Source organism: Mycobacterium sp. 29Ha (assembly GCF_032883055.1).
Lineage (GTDB): Bacteria > Actinomycetota > Actinomycetes > Mycobacteriales > Mycobacteriaceae > Mycobacterium > Mycobacterium gallinarum.
Genome location: NZ_JAMQTI010000013.1, coordinates 1 through 20,109, shown reverse-complemented (window position 1 = coordinate 20,109; position 20,109 = coordinate 1). Strand labels below are relative to the sequence as shown.

Here is a 20,109-nt window from a genome sequence, read left to right as displayed (position 1 = left end):
CACAGCGGCTTTGAGAAGTAGGGCCTGATCCCCTGACGGCATCCCAGTTCGACTGAGGAGGCCCACAGTGACCATCAGTACTTCTCGCGTATTCAGACCCGATCCCGAATCCATCGGCAGGCGGGAGGTGCACCACCGCGCGGTGTTCAGCGCGCACCGCGATGCGCCTTCGACGGTCACCGTCACCGTCGAGGGTGAGATCGACGCGGCGAACAGCCGTGAACTCGCCGGCTACGTCCAGCGTCACATCGCGGGTTCGACGCACGTGGTCATCGACCTACGGCTGGTGGATTTCCTCGGTACCGCGGGCTTCGCGGCACTGCACAACATCAACGTGATCTGTTGCGGATGCGAAGCCACCTGGGTGCTGCAGGCCGGCAGGCAGGTCCGTCGCCTTCTCGCGATCTGCGATCCCGAGGGTGCGCTGCCGCTGGAGAAGGCACCGCCGCTGCTCACCCCTGTCCAGTAACCACGGAGACGCAGGCCCTGGCGATCGCCAGCTCCTCGTCGGTGGGAACCACGAGCACGGTCGTTCTCGAGCTCTCCGCCGAGATCCGGCGTGCGACCTTGCTTGCCTCGGCGTTGAGTTCCTCGTCGAGCTCGACACCCAGCGCCGACATTCCGCTCAGCGCGTCGCGACGGACAGCGGCGTCGTTCTCGCCGACCCCGGCGGTGAAGGTGATGACGTCGGCCGAACCGAGCACCGCCAGGTAGGCGCCAATGTATTTGCGTAACCGGTGGATGTAGACGTCGTAGGCCAATTGTGCTGCCGAATCACCGGATTCGATGCGCTGGTGGACGACGCGGAAGTCGATCTCACCTCCGAGGCCCAGCATGCCGGAGCGACGGTTGAGCATCGACTCGATGTCCTCGACCCTCATCTCGGCGGTGCGCGACAGATAGGTGATGATCCCGGGGTCGATATCGCCGGAGCGGGTGCCCATCACCAGGCCCTCCATCGGTGTCAATCCCATGGAGGTATCGACGGGACGACCGCCGACTATCGCCGACGCCGACGCGCCGTTGCCGAGGTGCAACACGATCTGGCGCAGCGAGTCCATTGGTACACCGAGGAATTCGGCGGCCTGCTCGCTCACGAACTGGTGCGACGTGCCGTGGAATCCATACCGTCGGATCTTCCACTGCGCCGCGATGTCGCGGTCGATGGCGTAGGTGGCCGCGGCGGGCGGCAGGTCGTGAAAGAAGGCGGTGTCGAACACGGCGACATGCGGAAAATCGGGCAGCGCTTTGCGAGCCACTTCGATACCCAGCAGCGCGGGCGGATTGTGCAGCGGCGCAAGCGGAGACAGCTCTTCCAGCTTGGTGATCAAGGCGTCGTCGACCAGCGTGGGCTGATAGAGGTCCGGACCCCCGTGCACCACCCGATGACCAACGGCCACCAGTCCGGCCAGATCGTCCGCCAGTTCGTCGAACACCACCTGTAACGCTGCGGCGTGGTCGGGGACGCCGTCGTCGTCCCCGATTCTCTCGACTATGCCGTCGGCGATCATTTCGCCCGAATCTGACTCCACTACTGCGTATTTCAGCGATGACGAGCCCGAGTTCACGACCAGGACGCGACTCACAGCGTTTTCGCCTGAATGGCCGTGATCGCGACGGTGTTGACGATGTCCGCCACCAGTGCACCCCTCGACAGATCGTTGACTGGTTTCTTCAGGCCCTGTAGCACGGGGCCGATCGCGATGGCGCCGGCGCTTCGCTGGACCGCCTTGTAGGTGTTGTTGCCGGTGTTGAGGTCGGGGAAGATCAGCACGGTGGCGTGCCCGGCGACGTTAGAGTCGGGCATCTTCGTCTTCGCCACCGAAGGTTCGACCGCCGCGTCGTACTGAATGGGCCCGTCGACCAGCAACTCCGGCTCCCGCTGGCGTACGAGTTCCGTTGCGGCCCTGACCTTGTCGACGTCAACCCCGGTGCCACTGGTACCGGTCGAATACGACAGCATCGCCACTCGCGGTTCGATACCGAACCTCGCGGCGGTACGGGCCGACGATATGGCTATATCGGCGAGTTGTTCCGATGTCGGATCGGGCACGATCGCGCAGTCGCCATAGGCGAGCACTCGGTCGGCGAGGCACATCAGGAAGATGCTCGACACCGTCGACACGTCGGGCAGCGTCTTGATGATCTCGAACGAGGGGCGCACAGTGTGGGCGGTGGTGTGGCGAGCGCCCGACACCATGCCGTCGACCATGTCGTTGTGCACGAGCATGGTGCCGAAATACGAGACGTCGTGAATGATCTCGCGGGCATGCTCGACGGTCACGCCCTTGTGCTTGCGCAGCTCGGCGTACTGTTCGGCGAATTTGTCGCACAGTTCGCTGGTCTTCGGGTCGAGCACCGCTGCCGCCGAAAGGTCGAGACCCAGTTCAGCCGCCCGCGCGCGGATCTGGGCTTCCTCTCCGAGGATCGTCAGGTCAGCGACGCCGCGCTTCAGCAGCCGGCCCGCCGCGGTGAGGATGCGATCGTCGTCACCCTCGGGCAGCACAATGTGTTTGCGATCCGACCGCGCCCAGTCCAGCAGCTGGTAGGTGAACATCTGCGGGGTGACGACCGAGGGCATCTCGATCGTCAACTGTGCGAGCAGGTCGGCGACGTCGACGTGCGCGTCCATCAGCGCGAGTGCGGTGTCGATCTTGCGCACCGAAGTGGCGGTGACCCTGCCGCGCGCCGACGCCACCCGGCTGGCCGTCTCGAACGTGCCGAACCGGGTCGCGAGGATCGGCAAGCGCAGACCCAGCCCTGACACCAGCGAGGCGATCGACGGGTGCAGTTCGAGGCCACCGTTGAGGATCAGGCAGGACAGCGACGGAAAGCCCTCGGCGGCGTGCGCACTCACGACGGCGAGCACGACATCGGACCGGTCGCCCGCCGTGATGACGGCAACGCCTTCGTTAAGCCGCTCCAGCACGTGTTCGGCGGTCATACCCGCCACCAGCACGTCCATCGCCTCGCGTGAAAGCAGTGCGGGATCGCCTCCGATCACCGTCCCCTCGACGGCGGCCTGCAACTCGGCGACCGACGGCGCCACCAGCAGCGGCTCCTCGGGCAGCACGTAGCACTTGGGACCGAAAGGTTCGAGCGCTGCGGCCAGGGCGCCCATCCCATCGGGGTCGCAGCGGTTGGCCACCACCGCAGCGGTGTGTGCGTGCTGGGCGCTGATCTCGGCCAGGCACACGTCGACGATCTGGGCGACCTGTTCGGGACTGCGGTCTTTTGCCTTCACTGCGAGGACGACGGGCGCGCCGAGGTTTGCCGCGATGCGGGCATTCGTGGACAACTCGCTGGGGGCGGCGACGTCGGTGTAGTCACTGCCGACGATCAGCACGGCGTCGCACTGGTCGGCCACCCGGTGATAGCGGTCGACGATGTCGCCGATCGCTGCGTCGGGGTCCTCGTGCAGCTGTTGATAGCTGACGCCCACGCAATCCTCATAGGGCAGTCCCGCGGTCGCCTGCGACAGCAACAGCTCGAGGATGTAGTCGCGCTCCTCGCCGAGGCGGGTGATGGGGCGGAAGACGCCAACCTTCGCGACGTTGGTGGCGAGCCGATGAAGGATGCCAAGGGCGATTGTCGACTTGCCCGTGTCGCCTTCCGGTGAAGCGATGTAGATCCCCGAAGTTGGCTCAGCGGGCACGTGGACAAGCCTAGGGCACGGGCGAGGCCGAGTGTGCGGCGTGCGGGCCGAACCGCTATTGACGTGCCCGTCATCAAGATCGCGTACGATTGCGGAGACGGCCCCGGGGGGCCGGTGATACAGCACGCACTGCGTGGAGTACCCGCTGTGAGCCTTTGCCAGATATTGACGGCTGTGTGATTTTGTTCATATGTCACACCCAGTTACGGAATTTGCTGATACCGTGCCAAATGGCGCAAACGCGTCATCAGTCCTGTGCTTGCCCTAGCAAATCTCATAACTGAACGTCCCCTTCCCGGGCGTCATAGAGGTGAATCTTGGAAACGTCGCTCGTCACTCCAGTGCGCCCGCTCTCGCTAGCCGGGGCGCCGTCGCCGGGTTCGATTGCGGTCGCTCGGCGATATTGGCCCCGTCTTGCGGTTTTCGCGATACTGTCCTTTGCCGCCTACGCGTTCGCGATCGCCGACATCCTCGGCGATGCGCTGGCCGGATCCCGCGTCGTCGTCTTGCTCGTCCTGCCGATCCTGATCGGCGTCATCGCCTCGGGCTACCGACAGGCGCCTCGCGGCGTCAGCGATACCGAGTCCGACTGGATCGTCGCCGGCGTCGCGGGCATCGGCGGCTTCACCGGCATCTACCTGTTGAGCAATCGCATGCCGACGTTGGCCGTGCAATGGCAATTGGACCTGTGGGGCGTGCTGCTCTGGATTGCGTGCCTGGTTGCGGTCATGTTCGGGGTCCGGTATGTCGTGCGGATGTGGCAGCTGTGGTTGTTCGCGGTGTGTTGCATCAGCCCACTGCCCTTTCTACTGACGGCCGCCGCGTTCGGGGGTTCGGACACCGTGGTCGCGCTGCTGACCGCCGTTCTCGGCGCGACGGCGGTGTTTCTCGCCGGACGCTGCGCGTCTTGGGGGCGGCGCCTGTCCGCCACCCTGGTGTGCGTGGCGAGCGGGAGCGCGCTGACTGTGTTGGTGGGCGATCACCTGAGTCTCGCCGCCACCGTGCTCTTGGTCGCGGGCATCGTGCCCGTCGTCGTCACCGTGGTCATGCTGCTGCGTGACGCACACTTGGTGAGCACTGCGAGCAGCGCGTGGTCAGACATGCCGCACCGCTCGCCGCTGTCCATGCTGATGTTGATCCTGGTCGCGGTGACGCTGCTGCTGATCAACCCGCCACACGCGCGCAGCCAATATGCCGCCGCGGTCGCGGCAGACTGGGGGCAGCGCGCGGGACTCGTTGCAGACGCTGACTTTCCATTCATCACGAGGTATATCGGCGCCGACGCGACGTTCGTCCGCTATCGCGTGCCCGCCGAAGACGGAATGCCCACGGCAGCCATCGACGTCATCACCACTGAGCGATTGCCCGCGCTCACCGACTTCGACGATTCGATCTGGTACCCAAGCAGTCGGCCGATCGAATACCAGTCGGTCAAACGCGAATCGATGCCCGCCGGAGCCAGGGTCATCCACAGCAATGCCGACGCCACCACCGACGCAGCGGACACCGACTGGTACGCCGTCACCTGGATGTGGAAGTCCGGCGACAATTACCAACGTGTCACCGTGATCGTCAACCAGGCACCCAAGAGCGAGGCACCGCCACCGAATCCCGCGGCACTGTCGTTTCTCGATACTTCGATCAAGCCGGCGCTGTGGCTGGCCCGCCAGCAGCCAAATGCGGCCGGACACGTCGACCCGCTGGTCGTGGCGCGCGCGGACGCATTGGTCAAGCGGCTGATGAACGCTTCAAAGTCGACCCTGGGGGCGCCGACCGGTGACTGAAACCCGCGAAGCAGTTGTGCTGCCTGCGCACCTATCGGCGCGCACAATCCTTGGCCGCGCTTCACTGATCATGCTGGCGTGCGCGGTGCTGCTCTTTGCGGGCACCGTTCTTGCGCTGCCGCACCACGTGCCACCACTGATCACCCTGGTGATAGCAATGCTGTATCTGTGGTCGACTATCGACCGAAACTTTCTGGTGCTCAAGGGTTTGAAGTCGTCCGCGCTGATACGCGTGAGTGATGACGAGGCCCTGAGTCTGACCCCCGATGAGCTCCCCGTCTACACAGTGCTGTTGCCCGTCTACGACGAACCTCCATCGTGTCCAACCTCATCAATGGTGTCGGCAGGCTCGATTACCCGAGCGACAAGCTCGAGATCCTGTTACTTGTGGAGGAAGACGACATCGCCACGCAGAGAGCGCTCTTCGACGCCGACCTGCGGTCCGTGCGGATCGTTCTGGTTCCCCACAGTATGCCCCGCACGAAGCCAAAAGCTTGCAACTACGGCATGTCGCTGCCCGATCTCAAGGGTGAGATGGTGACCATCTATGACGCCGAGGACATTCCAGATCCGCTCCAGCTCCGCCGCGCAGTCGTCGCATTCCGTCGTGTCCCACCTGAAATCGGTTGTCTACAAGCGCGTCTCGCGTACTTCAACGAGCGGCAGAATCTGCTCACCCGGTGGTTCTCGCTGGAATACGACCAGTGGTTCGGCATTGTATTGCCCGCGGTCGACGAGTTGCGAGGCGTCGTTCCGCTGGGCGGCACGTCCAACCATATGAGAACCAGAGTGTGGCGTGAGGTCGGCGGCTGGGACGAGTACAACGTCACCGAAGACGCCGATCTGGGCGTGCGTCTGGCGCGACACGGCTACCGGACACTCATTCTCGACTCGATAACGTTGGAGGAAGCCAACTCTGACGTGGTCAACTGGATTCGGCAACGGTCGCGCTGGTACAAGGGCTACCTGCAGACGATGCTGGTCCACCTTCGTAGCCCGGTCAAGCTGCGCAATACGATCGGCATCAAGTCGACGTTGCGCCTGATCAACATGACCGGCGGCGTGCCGGTGACCGCCGCCATCAACTTGATCTTCTGGTTCACGATGTTGATATGGGTACTCGGTAGACCCGCATTCGTGGCGGAAGTATTCCCTCCGTTGACCTACTACATCTGCTTGGTGCTGTTCATCGTCGGCGCGCCGTTGTCGATCTTCGTGGGACTGGTCGCCACCCAAGCGCTCGGCAAACCCTACCTATGGTGGGCGGCGCTGTTGGCGCCGCTGTACTGGCTCCTGCAGTCAGTTGCCGCATTAAAGGCACTGTACCAGTTGGTATTCCGGCCGTTCTTCTGGGAAAAGACGGTGCACGGACTCACCCACCCCACAGCCCCGACCCCTACCAATGGAGGAAACTAATGCGCGCCATCGCGCGGGCGCTCATCGTGCCACTTGCCGTCATCGGCGTCGCGGCTCAGGCCATGCTGCCTACGAGTCCCGTCGCATCTGCGCAGCCCTACGAAACCGCTGCCGCCGAACCCAACGTGACACCGGCGATCGGTCTGAGGCAGTTGGGACTTCCCGATAAGCTGGAGATAATCGGCTCCAACCAGGCCTTCGATACCTCGATCCCCGTACCCGAAGGCATCGGTCCGTCGATGTTGACCGGACAGATCGGATCGGTGGTCAACGTGATCGATGGCCATGTCGACGTCCTGGACGCCCGCGGTATCGTGCTCGGCAGCATCGTCGTACCCATGGGAGTCTCGGCTGTGCCGTTCACTGTGGACATCTCAGGCGCGATGGTGAATGAAGGACGAGCACCACTGAGTTTCATTCTGCGAGACCAAAATCCGCCTTCAACCAGCTGCACTGAGCTTCCTTCGCTCAGCTTGAGTCAGCTCATGACCACATTCTCTGGTCCCACCCCCGACCCAACAGTCGCGGGTTTCCTTCCTCGTTATCTTGACCAGATCACGATCGGTGTGGGCCCCAACCCGAGTCGTGACCAGCAGCAGGCGGCACTCGCGCTCGTAGCCAAGCTCACCCAACTGAGTCGGCCCATCCCTGTTCGAATCGATGTCGACACTTCCTCGTCACCGGTTTGGCGGAGCGGCGGACCGACGCGGCGATCGATTGAGATCCGCGAAAGCGACAACCCCGGGATTGCCGTCGAGAATCCGGGAACGCAAGGAGCGGTTCTGGCGATCACCGGAAAGGGTGAGGAACTCCTCCGCCAGGTGGATCTCTTCGCCGACCGCCGGTACGAACTCGCCCAAACAACCACTGCCTCAGTCAACTCGATGAAGAACTCCGTCCCAACCGCGGCATATACCCGCAGTTTCGGCGAACTCGATATGACCGCCGAGTCAGAGATATTGGGGGTTGAAACGCTCTATATCGGCTTCGATGCTTCAGAATTCGCCGTTGGCTCAATCGACCACGCACAGGTGCATTTGATCTCCAACTACACCCCCGTGACATCTGGGAATGCATCTATCTTGATTCGCTCGGGAAGCACCGTCCTCGCAACTCACAAACTCGACGAGTCAGGTCTCGTCGACTTGTACTTTGATCTTCCTCCCGAAACCATTGCCTCGAATGTCGGACTCTCACTGGAGATTCGGTACAATCCCGAAAGAGATTGTGCGCCGCTCACGGACAGAATCACGTTCGCTGTCGACCCTCGGTCGACCGTCACCGTCACCCCCGGCAGTCACAATCGCGGTGGATTTCCGGTTCTACCAATGGCATTTGCGCCGGAGTTTGATGTCGCGATCGACCAACCGGAGCACATTCGCTATGCCGCGCAGGCAATCAACCTGATGGGGCAGCACTCGGTGGTCGCACTGCGGCCCCGTCTCGCGACCCTCGATGAAGCCGCAGGACGTGGCTCCGGGTTGGTGGTCGTGGCGAGTGGTGAGGAGCTTGCGCGCGCGGGTATGCAGCCTCCGATGCTTACCACTGGCGAGACCGTCGTCGATGTCAACGGTGCCCCGGTCACAGACATAGACATTCATGGTCCACTTGGCGTGGTGCAGGCGTTCTCACACAACGGACGGATGGTGCTCGCTCTGAACAGCACGGGCGACTGGGGCCTCGTGGACCAAAGTCTTGACTACATCCGAGGACTAGAGAATCGGTGGGCGTCGTTGATTGGCGACACCGTCGCCACTGGCCCAGCCGGCGACACCGCGAACATGGCGGTGCGCGCCGGCGATGCAATGACGCCGCAACCGGATCTTGCCGATGGTTGGAGATGGTGGGTCTGGGCAACCATCGCAGCGGGCGCCATCGCCGTGCTGGCCGCGATCTCGATTGGCGTCCTCAGAAAGCGACGCGCCAATCCATGAGTCGGCGATGAGCGTCGATGTCGCCGAGGACGTCCAGGCGTCTCCGGAGGAAGTACCGCCACCGAAGCGACGAATCTCGTGGCCACCGGTTGCATTGTTCTTCGCTCTGGTAGCGGGGTACGTCGTAATCAACGCGATTCTGATCACTCGCTATAACCTTTTCGACGGAGACGGTCCAAGTCGGGTCGCGCACGCCGGCTTCGCCTTGATGAGTAGGGATCCTCACCTATCCGCGATCGGGTTCGTCTGGAATCCGTTGCCGAGCCTGATCGAAATCCCGCTGCTGCCACTGCACCAATGGTGGCCGGAACTGAAGACATATGGTCTGGCTGGCGCAATACAAAGCGCAGCGTTCATGGCGGGCTCAGCGCTGCTGGTCCGCCGGATCGCGTTGGATCGTGGCGTCGGTCGGGTATGGCGCCACATCGCAGTAGCGGCATTCGCTCTCCACCCAAGGTCGTCACATACGGTGGCTCCGGGTTGAGTGAGGCCGCTGAGATCTTCTTCGTCCTGTGGTGCATCCGTCACCTACTCAAGTGGGTCGATTCGCTGGCCGTCGGGGACCTCGCCTTGGCCGGAATCGCCTTGGGGTTAGGTTATCTCGCCCGCTATGAGGTCATAGTCGCTGCCGTCGGCGCAGCTGTGCTTGTTGCTGCCGTTACCCTGATCCGTTACCGGTCGCAGTCACCCATGTCGTCAGTGGTGCTCAATGTGCTGATCGTAATCTTTCCTCTAGGCGTGGCTTTCCTAGCGTGGGCCGCCACAGGATGGATCCTGACCGGTGAGCTGTTCGCAACCCTAACCTCCCAATACGGCAACACCAGCCAGGTTTCGACGTCGCTGGCCCGCGACTCCGGCATGCTCGACGTGCCGCACGAATGGATGCTGCTGGCGATCAGAACACTGGCTATGCAGCCCTTCACCGGGTTCGCGGTAGCCATCGCCGTGGTGGTCATCGTGTCGACGAGGAGAATCGACGGCTTGATACCGATCGTCACGTTCGGATCGATCTTGGCTTTCTCCCTGTGGGGCGCCTACACCGACACGACCTTCGGGTGGTTCCGCTATTACATGCCGGCAATTCCGATGGTGATTGTCCTCGCGTTGATTTGGTGGACCCCGACTGAGATGCCGATAAGTCGCTGGCGAATGAACACCATCCCGAGCAGGTTTGGCGCGGCAGTTCTCAGCCTCTCGCTCCTCGTTTGCGTCCCGGTGTCGGCGATTTCGATGCTCGACAAGGACATCGGCAATCACCACCTGCAGTTCGGCCTCAACTCGCTCCTCGATCCCGATACATATCCGCCCCACGAACAGTGGTACCGGCGAGTTGGCGTGGACGACCGCATTCTCGCGGCGTATCTAGATCGACAGAATCTCCCCGACGGGTCGGTGTTGATGGACACCTTCATGAACTGGGGAGTTTGGCTGGCATCCAACGATCCCAAGCAGTTCATTATCGACACCGACTTCGACTACGCCGCAGCCTTGAACCGTCCGTGGGACTTTGGAGTCCGGTACCTGCTCGTCACCAACCCTGAGTACAACGCTGCGCCCGATACCGTCCTTACTCGCTACCCGACGATGTGGGATGACGGCGCAGGAATCGGTGTGCTTGTCCACTCCGCCCAGGGTGCCTTCGGGCAGGAGCAATGGCGTCTGTACCGAGTTGTAAAACCAGAGGTGGACGAGGACCTGTTAAAGAACTCACCCCGCCCCTAAATCGGGTAACTGGCGGTCGGGTCGACCGGAATCTCGATCGTGGTGGCCAGGCCGCGGTGGTCGGACCCGGGCAAGGGCACCGTGCGCGCGGAAGACGCGACGCAGTTGTAGACGAGCACATGATCGATGCCGATCATCGGCTTACGCCACGGCTTGCTCGGATAGGTACGGGTCAGTCCCGCGCCCACCTGCTCACCCGCATCGCGATAACCCTCGTCGAGGAACTTGCGGAACGGTTGCATGTCGATGGTGGAGTTGAGATCGCCGGCGACGATCACCGCACCCGATCCCGCGTCGCGCGCGAGGTCGCGCAGGGTCGCGGGGAACTTGGCCATGTCGTCACCGAAGATCTGCAGCGGCTGCACCCACGGTGCGGCGAGGTGTACGGCCAGCAGCGTCGGCGGGAACCGTACGCCCGGAAGCTGGATGCGGGCCCTCAGCATCGGCATCTGGTAGCCCTCGACGTGACCGGTGTCGACGAGCGGGTACCTGCTCCAGATCCCGATTCCAAATGCTTTATCTTCGGGATTGAGCATGCGGTGCGGAAACGTCTCGTCCAACCCCGCCAGCGCGGCCGCAGCCTGGGGCGTCAGCTCCTGAATGACCAGCACATCGGCCGATGAGCGCGCCAGGTCCGCGACGGTACCCGAATCCGCCTCTCCAAAGCCAAGATTGGCGGTGACCACCCGCACCGCGACGCTCGGCACATCCGCGCTCTCGGAGCCGATGAACCGTGGTAGCTGGACACCGATCATCACCACACACAACAGGGCCGCGGCGACGGTCAGCACCCAACGCCGCGCCAGCGCGAACAGGATCAGAGCGATGAGGGCCGCGATTGTCAGATACGGCGATGCCGCGGCGACGACGAGGATGGCCTCGTTGGTTATCGGCAGGTACCGCGACACCAATCCGACCGCGCCGGCCACGAACGCGAGCACGCCGAGTACCGTCGCGAACACTCGAATCATGCTGTGCTCGTTGCGATTTCGGCTCAGCCGAGTCGGCGCAGCCGCGGCTCCAGATCTTTCTGGAAGAGCTCGAGGAAACGGCGCTGATCGTGGCGGGGGTCGTGGAACACCAGGTGGTTCAGACCCCACTTGACGTACTGACCGACCATTTCGACCGCTTCGTCGGGATCCGACGCGACGATCCAGCGCTTGGCGACCTGCTCGATCGGCAGCTCGTCGGCGGCCTTCTCCATCTCCATGGGGTCGTTGATGCTGTGCTTCTGCTCGGCCGTCAGTGACAGCGGCGCCCAAAAGCGGGTGTTCTCCAGCGCCAGCTTCGGATCCGGATCGTAGGAGATCTTGATCTCGATCATCCGGTCGATGCTGTCGGGGTCGCGGTCGGCGGCCTCCGCCCCCTCCTTAACTGCAGGTATCAGCTTGTCCTTGTACAGCTCCTCGCCCTTGCCGGACGTGCAGATGAAGCCGTCGCCCGCGCGGCCCGCATACTTGGCCACCTGCGGTCCGCCCGCGGCGATGTAGATCGGGATGCCACCCTCAGGGACGTCGTAGATCGAGGCGCCCTTGGTCTTGTAGTACTCACCCTCGAAGTCGACGCGGTCGCCGAGCCACAGCTCGCGCATCAGCCGGATGGACTCGCGCAGACGGGCGTAGCGCTCCTTGAATTCGGGCCACTCGCCCTCGTAACCCGTCGCGATCTCGTTGAGCGCCTCACCGGTGCCCACACCGAGGAAGATGCGGTCCGGGTACAGGCAGCCCATGGTGGCGAAGGCCTGGGCGATGACGGCGGGGTTGTATCTGAACGTCGGCGTCATCACCGACGTACCGAGAAATAGCCGCTCGGTGCGTTCACCCACCGCGGTCATCCAGGCCAGTGAGAACGGCGCGTGACCACCCTCGTGGCGCCACGGCTGGAAGTGGTCGCTGACGGTGGCGCTGTCCATCCCGTGCGCTTCGGCGGCGACGCCGAGCTCGACGAGTTCTCGCGGGGCGAACTGCTCCGCCGACGCCTTATATCCGAGTTTCAGTTCAGGCACCTTTTATTTCTACCCTCCTGCCTAAACTCGCGACATGGCAGCAGCCCTGGACGCCGTCACGGACCGTGTCCACTTCGCTTACACCGACCTCGTCAACTGGACCCTCGTCACCGACGACGCCGGTGTGATCCTGATCGACACGGGATTCCCGGGTAACCGCGACGACGTGCTGGACTCGATGCGCCGGCTCGGCTTCGGCGTCGACGACCTGCGTGCAATCCTGTTGACGCACGCGCACATCGACCACTTCGGTTCGGCGATCTGGTTTGCCAAAACCCATGGCACGCCGGTCTATTGCCACGCAGCCGAGGTCGCCCACTCCCGACGGGAGTACCTGGAACAGGCCTCACCGGTCGACATCGCGAAACACATATGGCAGCCGCGCTACGTCAAGTGGTCCGTGGCGATCACCCGCAAGGGTGCGTTGACCCACGACGGCATTCCGAGCACGCAGGCGCTGACCGAAGACATCGCCGCGGGCCTACCCGGCGCGCCGGTGGTGATTCCGACACCGGGGCACACCGGCGGACACTGCTCGTACCTGGTCGACGGCGTGCTGGTTTCGGGCGACGCGCTGGTCACCAGCCACCCGCTGGCACCGCGGACCGGGCCGCAGCTACTGCCGAAGCTTTTCAACCATGACGAGGACGGCTGCCTGCGCAGCCTGTCCGCACTGGGCCTGCTGGACACCGAGGTGCTGTTGCCCGGTCACGGTCCGGTGTGGCGGGGTTCGATCCGGGACGCAGTGGCTCAGGCCCAGACTCAAGCCAAGGTGTTGTAGCCGAGCAGGAACAGCGCGGTGAGGCAGAGGCCGCAGGCCACCACGACGGTGGGCATCAGGATCATGCTGTCGAGTTCGTCGTCGTCGAGCACGTCACTGTCGAAGCGGCCGAACAGCAGCCGGGCGATACCGGTCTTGCGGAAGGTTCGGACCATGGCCTGTACCGGCTTGGTCCTGCGTCTGCGGCCGATGTAGACACGCGAAGCCAGGCCGAGAATCGCCGTCAGCACGGCCGCGGCGAGGAGCAGAAACCCCACCGCCGGCTGTGTAAAGGCCATCTTCACCCCCGGTGTCGCCGCGGCACCTCCGAGTCAGCCTATAGGCCGAGATGATCCCGCAGAGTGTGCCCGGAATATCCGGTGCGGAACGTGCCGCGCTCCTGAAGAAGCGGTACGACCAGGTCGACGAACTCGTCGAGCCCGCGCGGCGTGAGGTGGGGCACGAGGATGAATCCGTCGCAGGCGTCGGATTGCACATGCAGGTCGATCTGTTCGGCGACCTGTGCGGGGGTGCCGACGAACTGCTCGCGGCTGGTTACGGCGATGACGAGTTCGCGGATGGACAGGTTGCCCGCCTCGGCACGCTGACGCCAGGCCGCCGCCAGTGCCTTCGGATCGCCGTGCCGTACCCGCCCCTGGGTGACGGTGGGATCGTCGGCCGGTTCGACGTCGGGCAGCGGGCCGTCGGGATCGTAGCCGGACAGGTCGCGCTGCCAGACCTGTTCGAGCATCGCGATCGCGGTCTGCGGACTCACCTGTTGGTGCCGGATATGACGGGCCCTGTCCACCGCCTCTTCAGCAGTGTCGCCGAGCACGAAGGTGGCTGCCGGAAACACCTTGAGCCCCTCTGGATCTCGGCCGTACGACGCGGCGCGGGCCTTTACGTCGGCATAGTAGGTCTGGCCCGCTTCCAGCGACGAGTGCATGGTGAACGCCGCATCGGCGTATTTGGCCAGGAACGCCCGGCCGTCGGCGGAGTCACCGGCCTGCAGCAGGACGGGGTGGCCTTGTGGTGTGCGCGGCAGGGTGGCGACGCCGCGGACGTCGAACTGCGGTCCCCGATGCTCGACGACACGAATCCGGCCCGGGACGGCGTAGATTCCGTTCTCGCGGTCGGCGATGACGGCGTCGGCTGACCAGCTGTCCCAGAACTCCCGGGCCACGGTGACGAACTCCTCGGCGCGCTTGTAACGGTCGGAGTGGTCGAGAAAGCCGCCGCGGCGAAAGTTCTCACCGGTGAAGGCATCCGACGAGGTGACCACGTTCCAGCCGGCCCTGCCGTCGGACAGATGGTCAAGGGTGGCGAATTGCCGTGCCACTTCGAAGGGTTCGTTGAAGGTGGTGTTGATGGTTCCGGTCAGACCGAGACGGTCGGTGACCGCGGCAAGGGCGGCGAGCACGGTGAACGTGTCCGGCCGGCCGACGACGTCGAGGTCGTGGATGCGGCCGCGGTGTTCCCGCAACCGCAATCCCTCGGCGAGGAAGAAGAAGTCGAACAGGCCCCGTTCGGCGGTCTGGGCGAGATGGACGAACGAGTCGAAATCGATCTGACTGCCCGATTCGGGACTCGACCACACCGTGGTGTTGTTGACGCCAGGAAAGTGGGCGGCAAGATGAATCTGCTTGCGGTCCTTGCCCTCTCGTCGGCTCACAGACCCCACCTCTTCGCAAGCAGTTCGTGGCTGCGCAGCCGATCGTCATGGTCGTGCGTGACTGAGGTGACGACGAGCTCGTTCGCCCCGGTGACCCGCCGCAGGGACTCGAGCCTGTCGGCCACCTCCTCGGCGTCACCGACGAATTGTGTTGCGGTGCGGTCCTTCACAATCGCCAGCTGATCATCGGTCAGCGGTTCGACGGTGCGGGGATCCGGGTATGGGACGGCCCCGCCGCCCGCGCGGATCGAGTACACCCAGTGGCCGTAACTCGACGCCAGATGCCGCGCCGTTTCGGTGTCGTCGGCGACCACCACGTCTGCCGACACGACCACATACGGTTCGGCCAGTGCCGCCGACGGCCGGAAGGCCGCGCGGTATGCGTCGACCGCGTCCAGCGCCGTCGCGGGGGTGATGTGATAGCTCGCGACGAACGGAAGCCCGCGTGCGCCTGCGACCTGTGCGCTCTGCCCCTTGCTGCTGCCGAAGACCCACGGCATCAACGCCCTTCCCTCCCCCGGCGTGGCGTGTGCGTCGACTGTGCCGATCGAATAACTGCCGTCGATCATGGCGAGAATGTCGCCGACCTGGTCGGCGAAGTCCGGTGCGACGGCCTCGGGCTGTTGCAGCACCGACATCTTCGCGCGCAACCGCGGATCGCGCATCAGCGCACTGATGTCGAACGGCGGGGGTACAACGACACCGTCGACGTCGCGCCATTCCGTGGACGGCTCGGGTTTCGGGGTGGCGTCGTTGATCGCCTCCCTGCGGCGCTGCCCGGACCGGCCGATTCCGAGGTCGATACGGCCGGGGTGAAATGCGTCAAGAGTGCCGAAGGTCTCGACAACGGCGATCGCGGTCGTCTGGCCGAGTTGCACCGCGGCGGCGCCGACCCGAATGGTGCTGGTGGCAGCCGCGATCTGGCCGATGAGAACCGCGGGTTGGGCGGATGCGACCGCGACGAAGTGGTGTTCGGCGACCCAGTACCGTTTGTAGCCCCACTGCTCGGCGTGCTGGGCGAGGTCGACGGTGTTGCGCAATGCCGTCGCAGCGTCGGCACCTTCGCTGATCGGCGAAAGATCGAGAATCGATAGCGGGACAGTCATCAGCTTGCCTCGGTATAGCGGTTGTCCGCGGCTGGTAGGCCAAGTCGATGCCGCAGCGTCTCACCTTCGTCGTATGCCGTGCGAAACCGGTTGGCCCGCTGCAGAATCGGCACGACCTCGTTGACGATCGCCGGCAGGTCCGTGACGTTGACAGAAGGACGCAGCCGGATTCCGTCGATGCCCATCTGCTGCCAGTCCATGATCAGGTCGACCAATGCGGTCGGGGTGCCGTCGAAGACCAGCGCATCCGAACGATCGTCGGTGATGCCAGAGAAGGAGACGAGCACATCGGCGTACACCTTGAGACGGTTGCCGCCAACCTGCGCGACCTCGCCGAGGATGGAGCGCAGCGAGCCCTCGTCCTCGGGCGTGATGAAGACCAGATCTGCACTGCGCGAGGCGAATTCGTAGGCGGGTCGTGCATGCGCCAGGGCGGCGACCACGGGCTGGCCCTGCGGCGGGCGGGGGGTGATCGACGGGCCCTTGACCGAGAAGTACTTACCGACGAAGTCGATGTAGTGCAGCTTGTCGCGGTCGATGAAGCGCCCGGTGGTGGCGTCGCGGATGACAGCGTCGTCCTCCCAGCTGTCCCAGAGTCGGCGCGCGACCTCGACGGCGTCGGAAGCTTCGTCGAACAGGTCGACGGCGTTGATGTCACGGCGGCCGAACAGCTCCGATTCATGCGGGGTACCGCTGACCCTCACCTGCCAGCCCGCCCGTCCGCGGGAGACAAAGTCAAGTGTGGCAATCGCTTTGGACACGTGAAACGGTTCGGTGTGGGTGACGGTGGCAACCGGTATGAGTCCGATGTGACGCGTCGTCGGGGCCACCCTGGACGCGATGAGGACGGCATCGGGCCGGCCGGCGAGCCATCGGGGTTCGATTTCGGCGCGGCGGCGGCGCTGCGGGGTGAGCGCGTCGTCGAAGGTCACGAAATCCAACAGTCCGCGTTCGGCGGTGGCGGCCAAGTTGGACCAGTAGCGCCCGCTGGTCACAGGCTCGCCGTCGGGTGTGTGGCGCCAGGCCTCCGGGTGCCAGCCGTAGCCGTCGAGCGCGACGCCGAGGTGTAGGTGCCCGGTCATCGCAACCTCTTCTCGAAGGCGATCGGATAGCCCTCGCTCGCGGCGGGCAGGGGCCCGGCGAGCCGGGTATATCCGGATGACAGGTAGAGCGCTTCGGCCTCGGGCTGACGGTCGCCGGTCGTGAGGTAAACGCTGCGGTAGCCCCGGGCGGCGATCTCACGCTCGAGTTCTGCGAGCATCGCCTTCGCATAGCCCCGCTGCCGGTGCTCGCTGTCGGTCCACATGCGCTTGAGTTCAGCCCTGGTGTCGTCGAATCGCCTGAAACCGCCGCCGGTCACGGGGATGCCGTCAAGCAGCCCGACCAGCAACGCGCCGTCCGGCGGCGTGAAGTCTTCGGCCGGGTACTCCTCGAGCAACCACTTCATGACCCGCTGCTCGGTGCCGCCGTATCGGCCGGCGTATTCGACGGCGAGCTCGGCCAGCAGCGGTGCGGCCAGCGTGTCGTGCTGGCTCACCGCCACGAAGCGGAGCTCGTCGACTGCCGGCATACCCATCACTTAACTGTCTAACGTCTGCCCGGCGTATGCATTCCGGACCAGGGGATTCGCTCACGATGATCGGAACTGAGCGCATGTCGCCGCGGGAAACACCTATCCTTTCGCAATGCCATCGAGCGTGTCAGGAAAGGTCGCGTTCGTAACGGGCGGCGCGTCGGGCATCGGCGCCGCGCTCACCGCCGAGCTGGTGCGCGGAGGCGCTCAGGTCTGGATGGCCGACCGCCAGATCGTTCGGGCCCAGGAGTTGGCGCAGGGCCTGAGTCATGACGGAGGCAAGGTGCACGCGATTGAGCTCGATGTGCGCGATGCCGCTGCGTTCGAGCGTGCGGTGGCCGCCGCGGTGCAGGAGTCGGGACGGATCGACTATCTGTTCAACAATGCGGGCATCGGGGTCTCCGGCGAAGTCGACTCATACTCGCTCGCGGATTGGAACGACGTCTTTGACGTGAACCTGCACGGCGTGGTGCACGGAATCCAGGCGGTCTACCCGGTCATGATCAGGCAGGGTTTCGGTCACATCGTGAACACGGCGTCGATGGCCGGGCTGACGGCCACGGTGGGCCAGACGAGCTACAGCGCGTCCAAACATGCCGTCGTGGCGATCTCGAGATCGATGCGGATCGAGGCCGAGCGTCACGGAGTTCGGGTGTCCGCGTTGTGCCCAGGCGTGATCCGCACGCCGATCCTCACTGGCGGCGAGTACGGACGGATCGGCCAGCCGGGCGTCTCCGCCGATGAGTTCCTCGAGGCGTGGGAACGGTTGCGGCCCATGGACGCCGACGAGTTCGCCAAGCGTGTCCTGAAGGCCGTGCTGCGAAATGACGCGATCATCATCGTGCCCGCCTGGTGGAAGACCTTGTGGTACTTGGACCGACTCGCGCCTGCGGTGTCGTTGCGCCTGTTGAGAGTGGTACTCAAGCGCCAACGTGAGATGGAGGCGACCTCCGCCAACTAGAACGGTGGGGGCGAGTTGTTGTGTTCGCGTTCGGCTTTGATGCGTGCGGCGCGGTCCTCGGCTCGGGTGCGTTTACGTTGGGGCATCATCAACCCCCGGTCGGTGCTGAACGTCTGCGGCTTCAGTGGGGGTGGCAGGTCTCCGGTGGTGGTGTCCCAGTCGGGGAAGTAAACCTGTGATCCCGGATGAGTCGTGTAGGTGTGTCCGGTCGGCGAGGTCCACACCGCGCCACCATCGGGTCGCAGTGTCAGCTCCCAATCCCCGGTCCAAAAGGTCTTGAGCAAGTGATGTTTTCGGCACAGACACGCCAGATTCGACGCATGCGTGGCCCCCAGCGGGTAGGGGATCACATGATCGATATCGCAGAACTCCGCCGCCGTGGTGCAGCCGGGGAACCGGCACGTCAGATCCCGCGCCCGCACAAACCGCGCCAGCATCGCCGACGGCCGATACCCCGACTCGGGTTCAGCATCAGGTGTGCACAGCGGCTGCAGTTTGGCGCCGTTGCGCAGCAACTCCGCCAACAGCGGAGTCGGCAGCACCTCGGTCCCCGACAACAGCGCGGTGCCAGAGGATTTAGGGGTGGCCGGGGCGGGGGTCGTGGGCGCGGGTATCGATGGCGCATTACCTTTCAGCCCGTCCACCGTGGCCTGATCGGTGTAGACGGTCACCACCACCGACGACTTCGGCGCCGGCTGGCTCGCCCGGGCCTCACAAGTCGGAGACTCGCACGCACACGGCAGATGATCATTACCGTGGCTCCACGCCCCGATCGCATCGGCGCGACGCTCACCGGCCGAACGGGGATCGTTGGGACACACCGTGGCCGCCATCGCGGCGATCTTCTTCTTCAGCACCGCCGCATCCACCGCCGTCAACCGGCCCCACACCGACGTCGTACCGGCCTCATCCTCCAGATCACCGACCACGAAATCCCGGCTCCGAGCGATGGTCTTGGCCACCATCAACGCCGACTCATCGAACTCCAACACCAACGCATCCACCGCCGAGATCAACTTGTCCTCGGCCAGCGGACCCCACCTGCCAGCCCGCTCCGCGATGGCTTGATCGATGACCGCCCATATCGCGTCGTCGGTGATGAACTGCGTCCGCCAGGTGATCGCTCCCACCACCCGCGCACTGAGCTCGCCTCGAGCGAACATCGCGGCGACGGCGGGCAGGTGATCGCTTAGTGCCACCGCGATACGCATCTGACCTGAGGCCTTGCGCGCACTGATGTTCATCGCTGCCGCGACTTCGGCCGCCGCGCAGTCCCACCAATCACACGCCCACCGCGCCCGCTCATCATCATCAAGAACACGACGACGCTTCAACTCCGCGATCGCCGCCAACCGCCGCGCCGCCGTCACGGCCTCAGCCCGAGTCAGATCCGCAATCGCCGCGACGACGCTGGCGTCGTCAACCGCCGCCAACTCTGACTCGAACATACATTCGATACTACGTACGCCCACCGACCGCGTTGACTCATCAGAAATGCGCGCGAAACGGTGATTCGTTGCC

Annotated in this window: 17 protein-coding genes and 1 pseudogene; 8 read left to right on the top strand and 10 right to left on the bottom strand. The window is 64.4% G+C overall.

What is annotated here, in order from left to right:
* Positions 1–67: 67 nt before the first annotated feature.
* Positions 68–469: an STAS domain-containing protein gene (locus M1248_RS17740; RefSeq protein ID WP_163689264.1), complete on the top strand. Its 402-nt coding sequence runs from the start codon at positions 68–70 to the stop codon at positions 467–469.
* Here M1248_RS17740 and M1248_RS17735 read toward each other — a convergent pair.
* Together M1248_RS17735 and pta are read right to left on the bottom strand one after the other, a co-directional pair.
* Positions 453–1,586: an acetate kinase gene (locus M1248_RS17735; protein ID WP_317149232.1), complete on the bottom strand. Its 1,134-nt coding sequence runs from the start codon at positions 1,584–1,586 to the stop codon at positions 453–455. The genes M1248_RS17740 and M1248_RS17735 overlap by 17 nt on opposite strands.
* Positions 1,583–3,655, bottom strand: coding sequence for a phosphate acetyltransferase (gene pta, locus M1248_RS17730; RefSeq protein ID WP_317149231.1), 2,073 nt, complete (start codon positions 3,653–3,655; stop codon positions 1,583–1,585). Before pta ends, M1248_RS17735 begins: the two co-directional genes overlap by 4 nt.
* A gap of 317 nt (positions 3,656–3,972) precedes the next feature.
* On the opposite strand from pta, the gene M1248_RS17725 reads away from it, so the two are divergent.
* The 5 genes and pseudogenes from M1248_RS17725 to M1248_RS17705 all read left to right on the top strand — a co-directional run bounded on the left by M1248_RS17725 (position 3,973) and on the right by M1248_RS17705 (position 10,511).
* On the top strand, positions 3,973–5,439 hold the full coding sequence (locus M1248_RS17725) for a hypothetical protein (RefSeq protein ID WP_317149230.1): 1,467 nt from the start codon (positions 3,973–3,975) through the stop codon (positions 5,437–5,439).
* Positions 5,440–5,509: 70 nt separating this feature from the next.
* Positions 5,510–6,855: pseudogene (locus M1248_RS17720) on the top strand (glycosyltransferase family 2 protein).
* A 125-nt stretch (positions 6,856–6,980) separates the two neighbouring features.
* Positions 6,981–8,789: a hypothetical protein gene (locus tag M1248_RS17715; RefSeq protein WP_317149228.1), complete on the top strand. Its 1,809-nt coding sequence runs from the start codon at positions 6,981–6,983 to the stop codon at positions 8,787–8,789.
* 7 nt (positions 8,790–8,796) lie between these two features.
* A complete protein-coding gene (locus M1248_RS17710) occupies positions 8,797–9,273 on the top strand; it encodes a hypothetical protein (RefSeq protein WP_317149227.1) in 477 nt (158 codons plus the stop codon).
* A gap of 86 nt (positions 9,274–9,359) precedes the next feature.
* Entirely contained in the window at positions 9,360–10,511 is a 1,152-nt protein-coding gene (locus M1248_RS17705) for a hypothetical protein (protein ID WP_317149226.1), read from the top strand.
* Here M1248_RS17705 and M1248_RS17700 read toward each other — a convergent pair.
* Entirely contained in the window at positions 10,508–11,482 is a 975-nt protein-coding gene (locus M1248_RS17700; protein ID WP_317149225.1) for an endonuclease/exonuclease/phosphatase family protein, read from the bottom strand. The two genes, M1248_RS17705 and M1248_RS17700, sit on opposite strands and share 4 nt — an antisense overlap.
* A 23-nt stretch (positions 11,483–11,505) precedes the next feature.
* Complete coding sequence (gene fgd / locus M1248_RS17695) at positions 11,506–12,516, bottom strand: glucose-6-phosphate dehydrogenase (coenzyme-F420) (RefSeq protein ID WP_163689257.1); 1,011 nt, start codon at positions 12,514–12,516, stop codon at positions 11,506–11,508.
* Positions 12,517–12,550: 34 nt separating this feature from the next.
* Here fgd and M1248_RS17690 point away from each other — a divergent pair, with 34 nt between their 5' ends.
* Complete coding sequence (locus M1248_RS17690; protein WP_317149224.1) at positions 12,551–13,297, top strand: MBL fold metallo-hydrolase; 747 nt, start codon at positions 12,551–12,553, stop codon at positions 13,295–13,297.
* Here the strand turns inward: M1248_RS17690 and M1248_RS17685 are convergent.
* The 5 genes from M1248_RS17685 to M1248_RS17665 are packed head-to-tail and all read right to left on the bottom strand — an operon-like array spanning position 13,279 to position 17,630.
* Complete coding sequence (locus M1248_RS17685; RefSeq protein WP_163734198.1) at positions 13,279–13,575, bottom strand: hypothetical protein; 297 nt, start codon at positions 13,573–13,575, stop codon at positions 13,279–13,281. The two genes, M1248_RS17690 and M1248_RS17685, sit on opposite strands and share 19 nt — an antisense overlap.
* 38 nt (positions 13,576–13,613) lie before the next feature.
* Complete coding sequence (locus tag M1248_RS17680) at positions 13,614–14,948, bottom strand: NtaA/DmoA family FMN-dependent monooxygenase (protein WP_317149223.1); 1,335 nt, start codon at positions 14,946–14,948, stop codon at positions 13,614–13,616.
* On the bottom strand, positions 14,945–16,054 hold the full coding sequence (locus M1248_RS17675) for an LLM class flavin-dependent oxidoreductase (RefSeq protein ID WP_317149222.1): 1,110 nt from the start codon (positions 16,052–16,054) through the stop codon (positions 14,945–14,947). Before M1248_RS17675 ends, M1248_RS17680 begins: the two co-directional genes overlap by 4 nt.
* Positions 16,054–17,136: an LLM class flavin-dependent oxidoreductase gene (locus M1248_RS17670; RefSeq protein ID WP_317149221.1), complete on the bottom strand. Its 1,083-nt coding sequence runs from the start codon at positions 17,134–17,136 to the stop codon at positions 16,054–16,056. The genes M1248_RS17675 and M1248_RS17670 overlap by 1 nt, the downstream gene beginning before the upstream one ends.
* A complete protein-coding gene (locus M1248_RS17665) occupies positions 17,133–17,630 on the bottom strand; it encodes a GNAT family N-acetyltransferase (protein ID WP_317149220.1) in 498 nt (165 codons plus the stop codon). Before M1248_RS17665 ends, M1248_RS17670 begins: the two co-directional genes overlap by 4 nt.
* A gap of 109 nt (positions 17,631–17,739) precedes the next feature.
* Between M1248_RS17665 and M1248_RS17660 the strand changes: the two genes are divergently transcribed.
* A complete protein-coding gene (locus M1248_RS17660; protein WP_317149219.1) occupies positions 17,740–18,588 on the top strand; it encodes an SDR family oxidoreductase in 849 nt (282 codons plus the stop codon).
* Here the strand turns inward: M1248_RS17660 and M1248_RS17655 are convergent.
* Positions 18,585–20,036: an HNH endonuclease signature motif containing protein gene (locus M1248_RS17655; RefSeq protein WP_317149218.1), complete on the bottom strand. Its 1,452-nt coding sequence runs from the start codon at positions 20,034–20,036 to the stop codon at positions 18,585–18,587. The genes M1248_RS17660 and M1248_RS17655 overlap by 4 nt on opposite strands.
* Between the last annotated feature and the right edge of the window lie 73 nt (positions 20,037–20,109).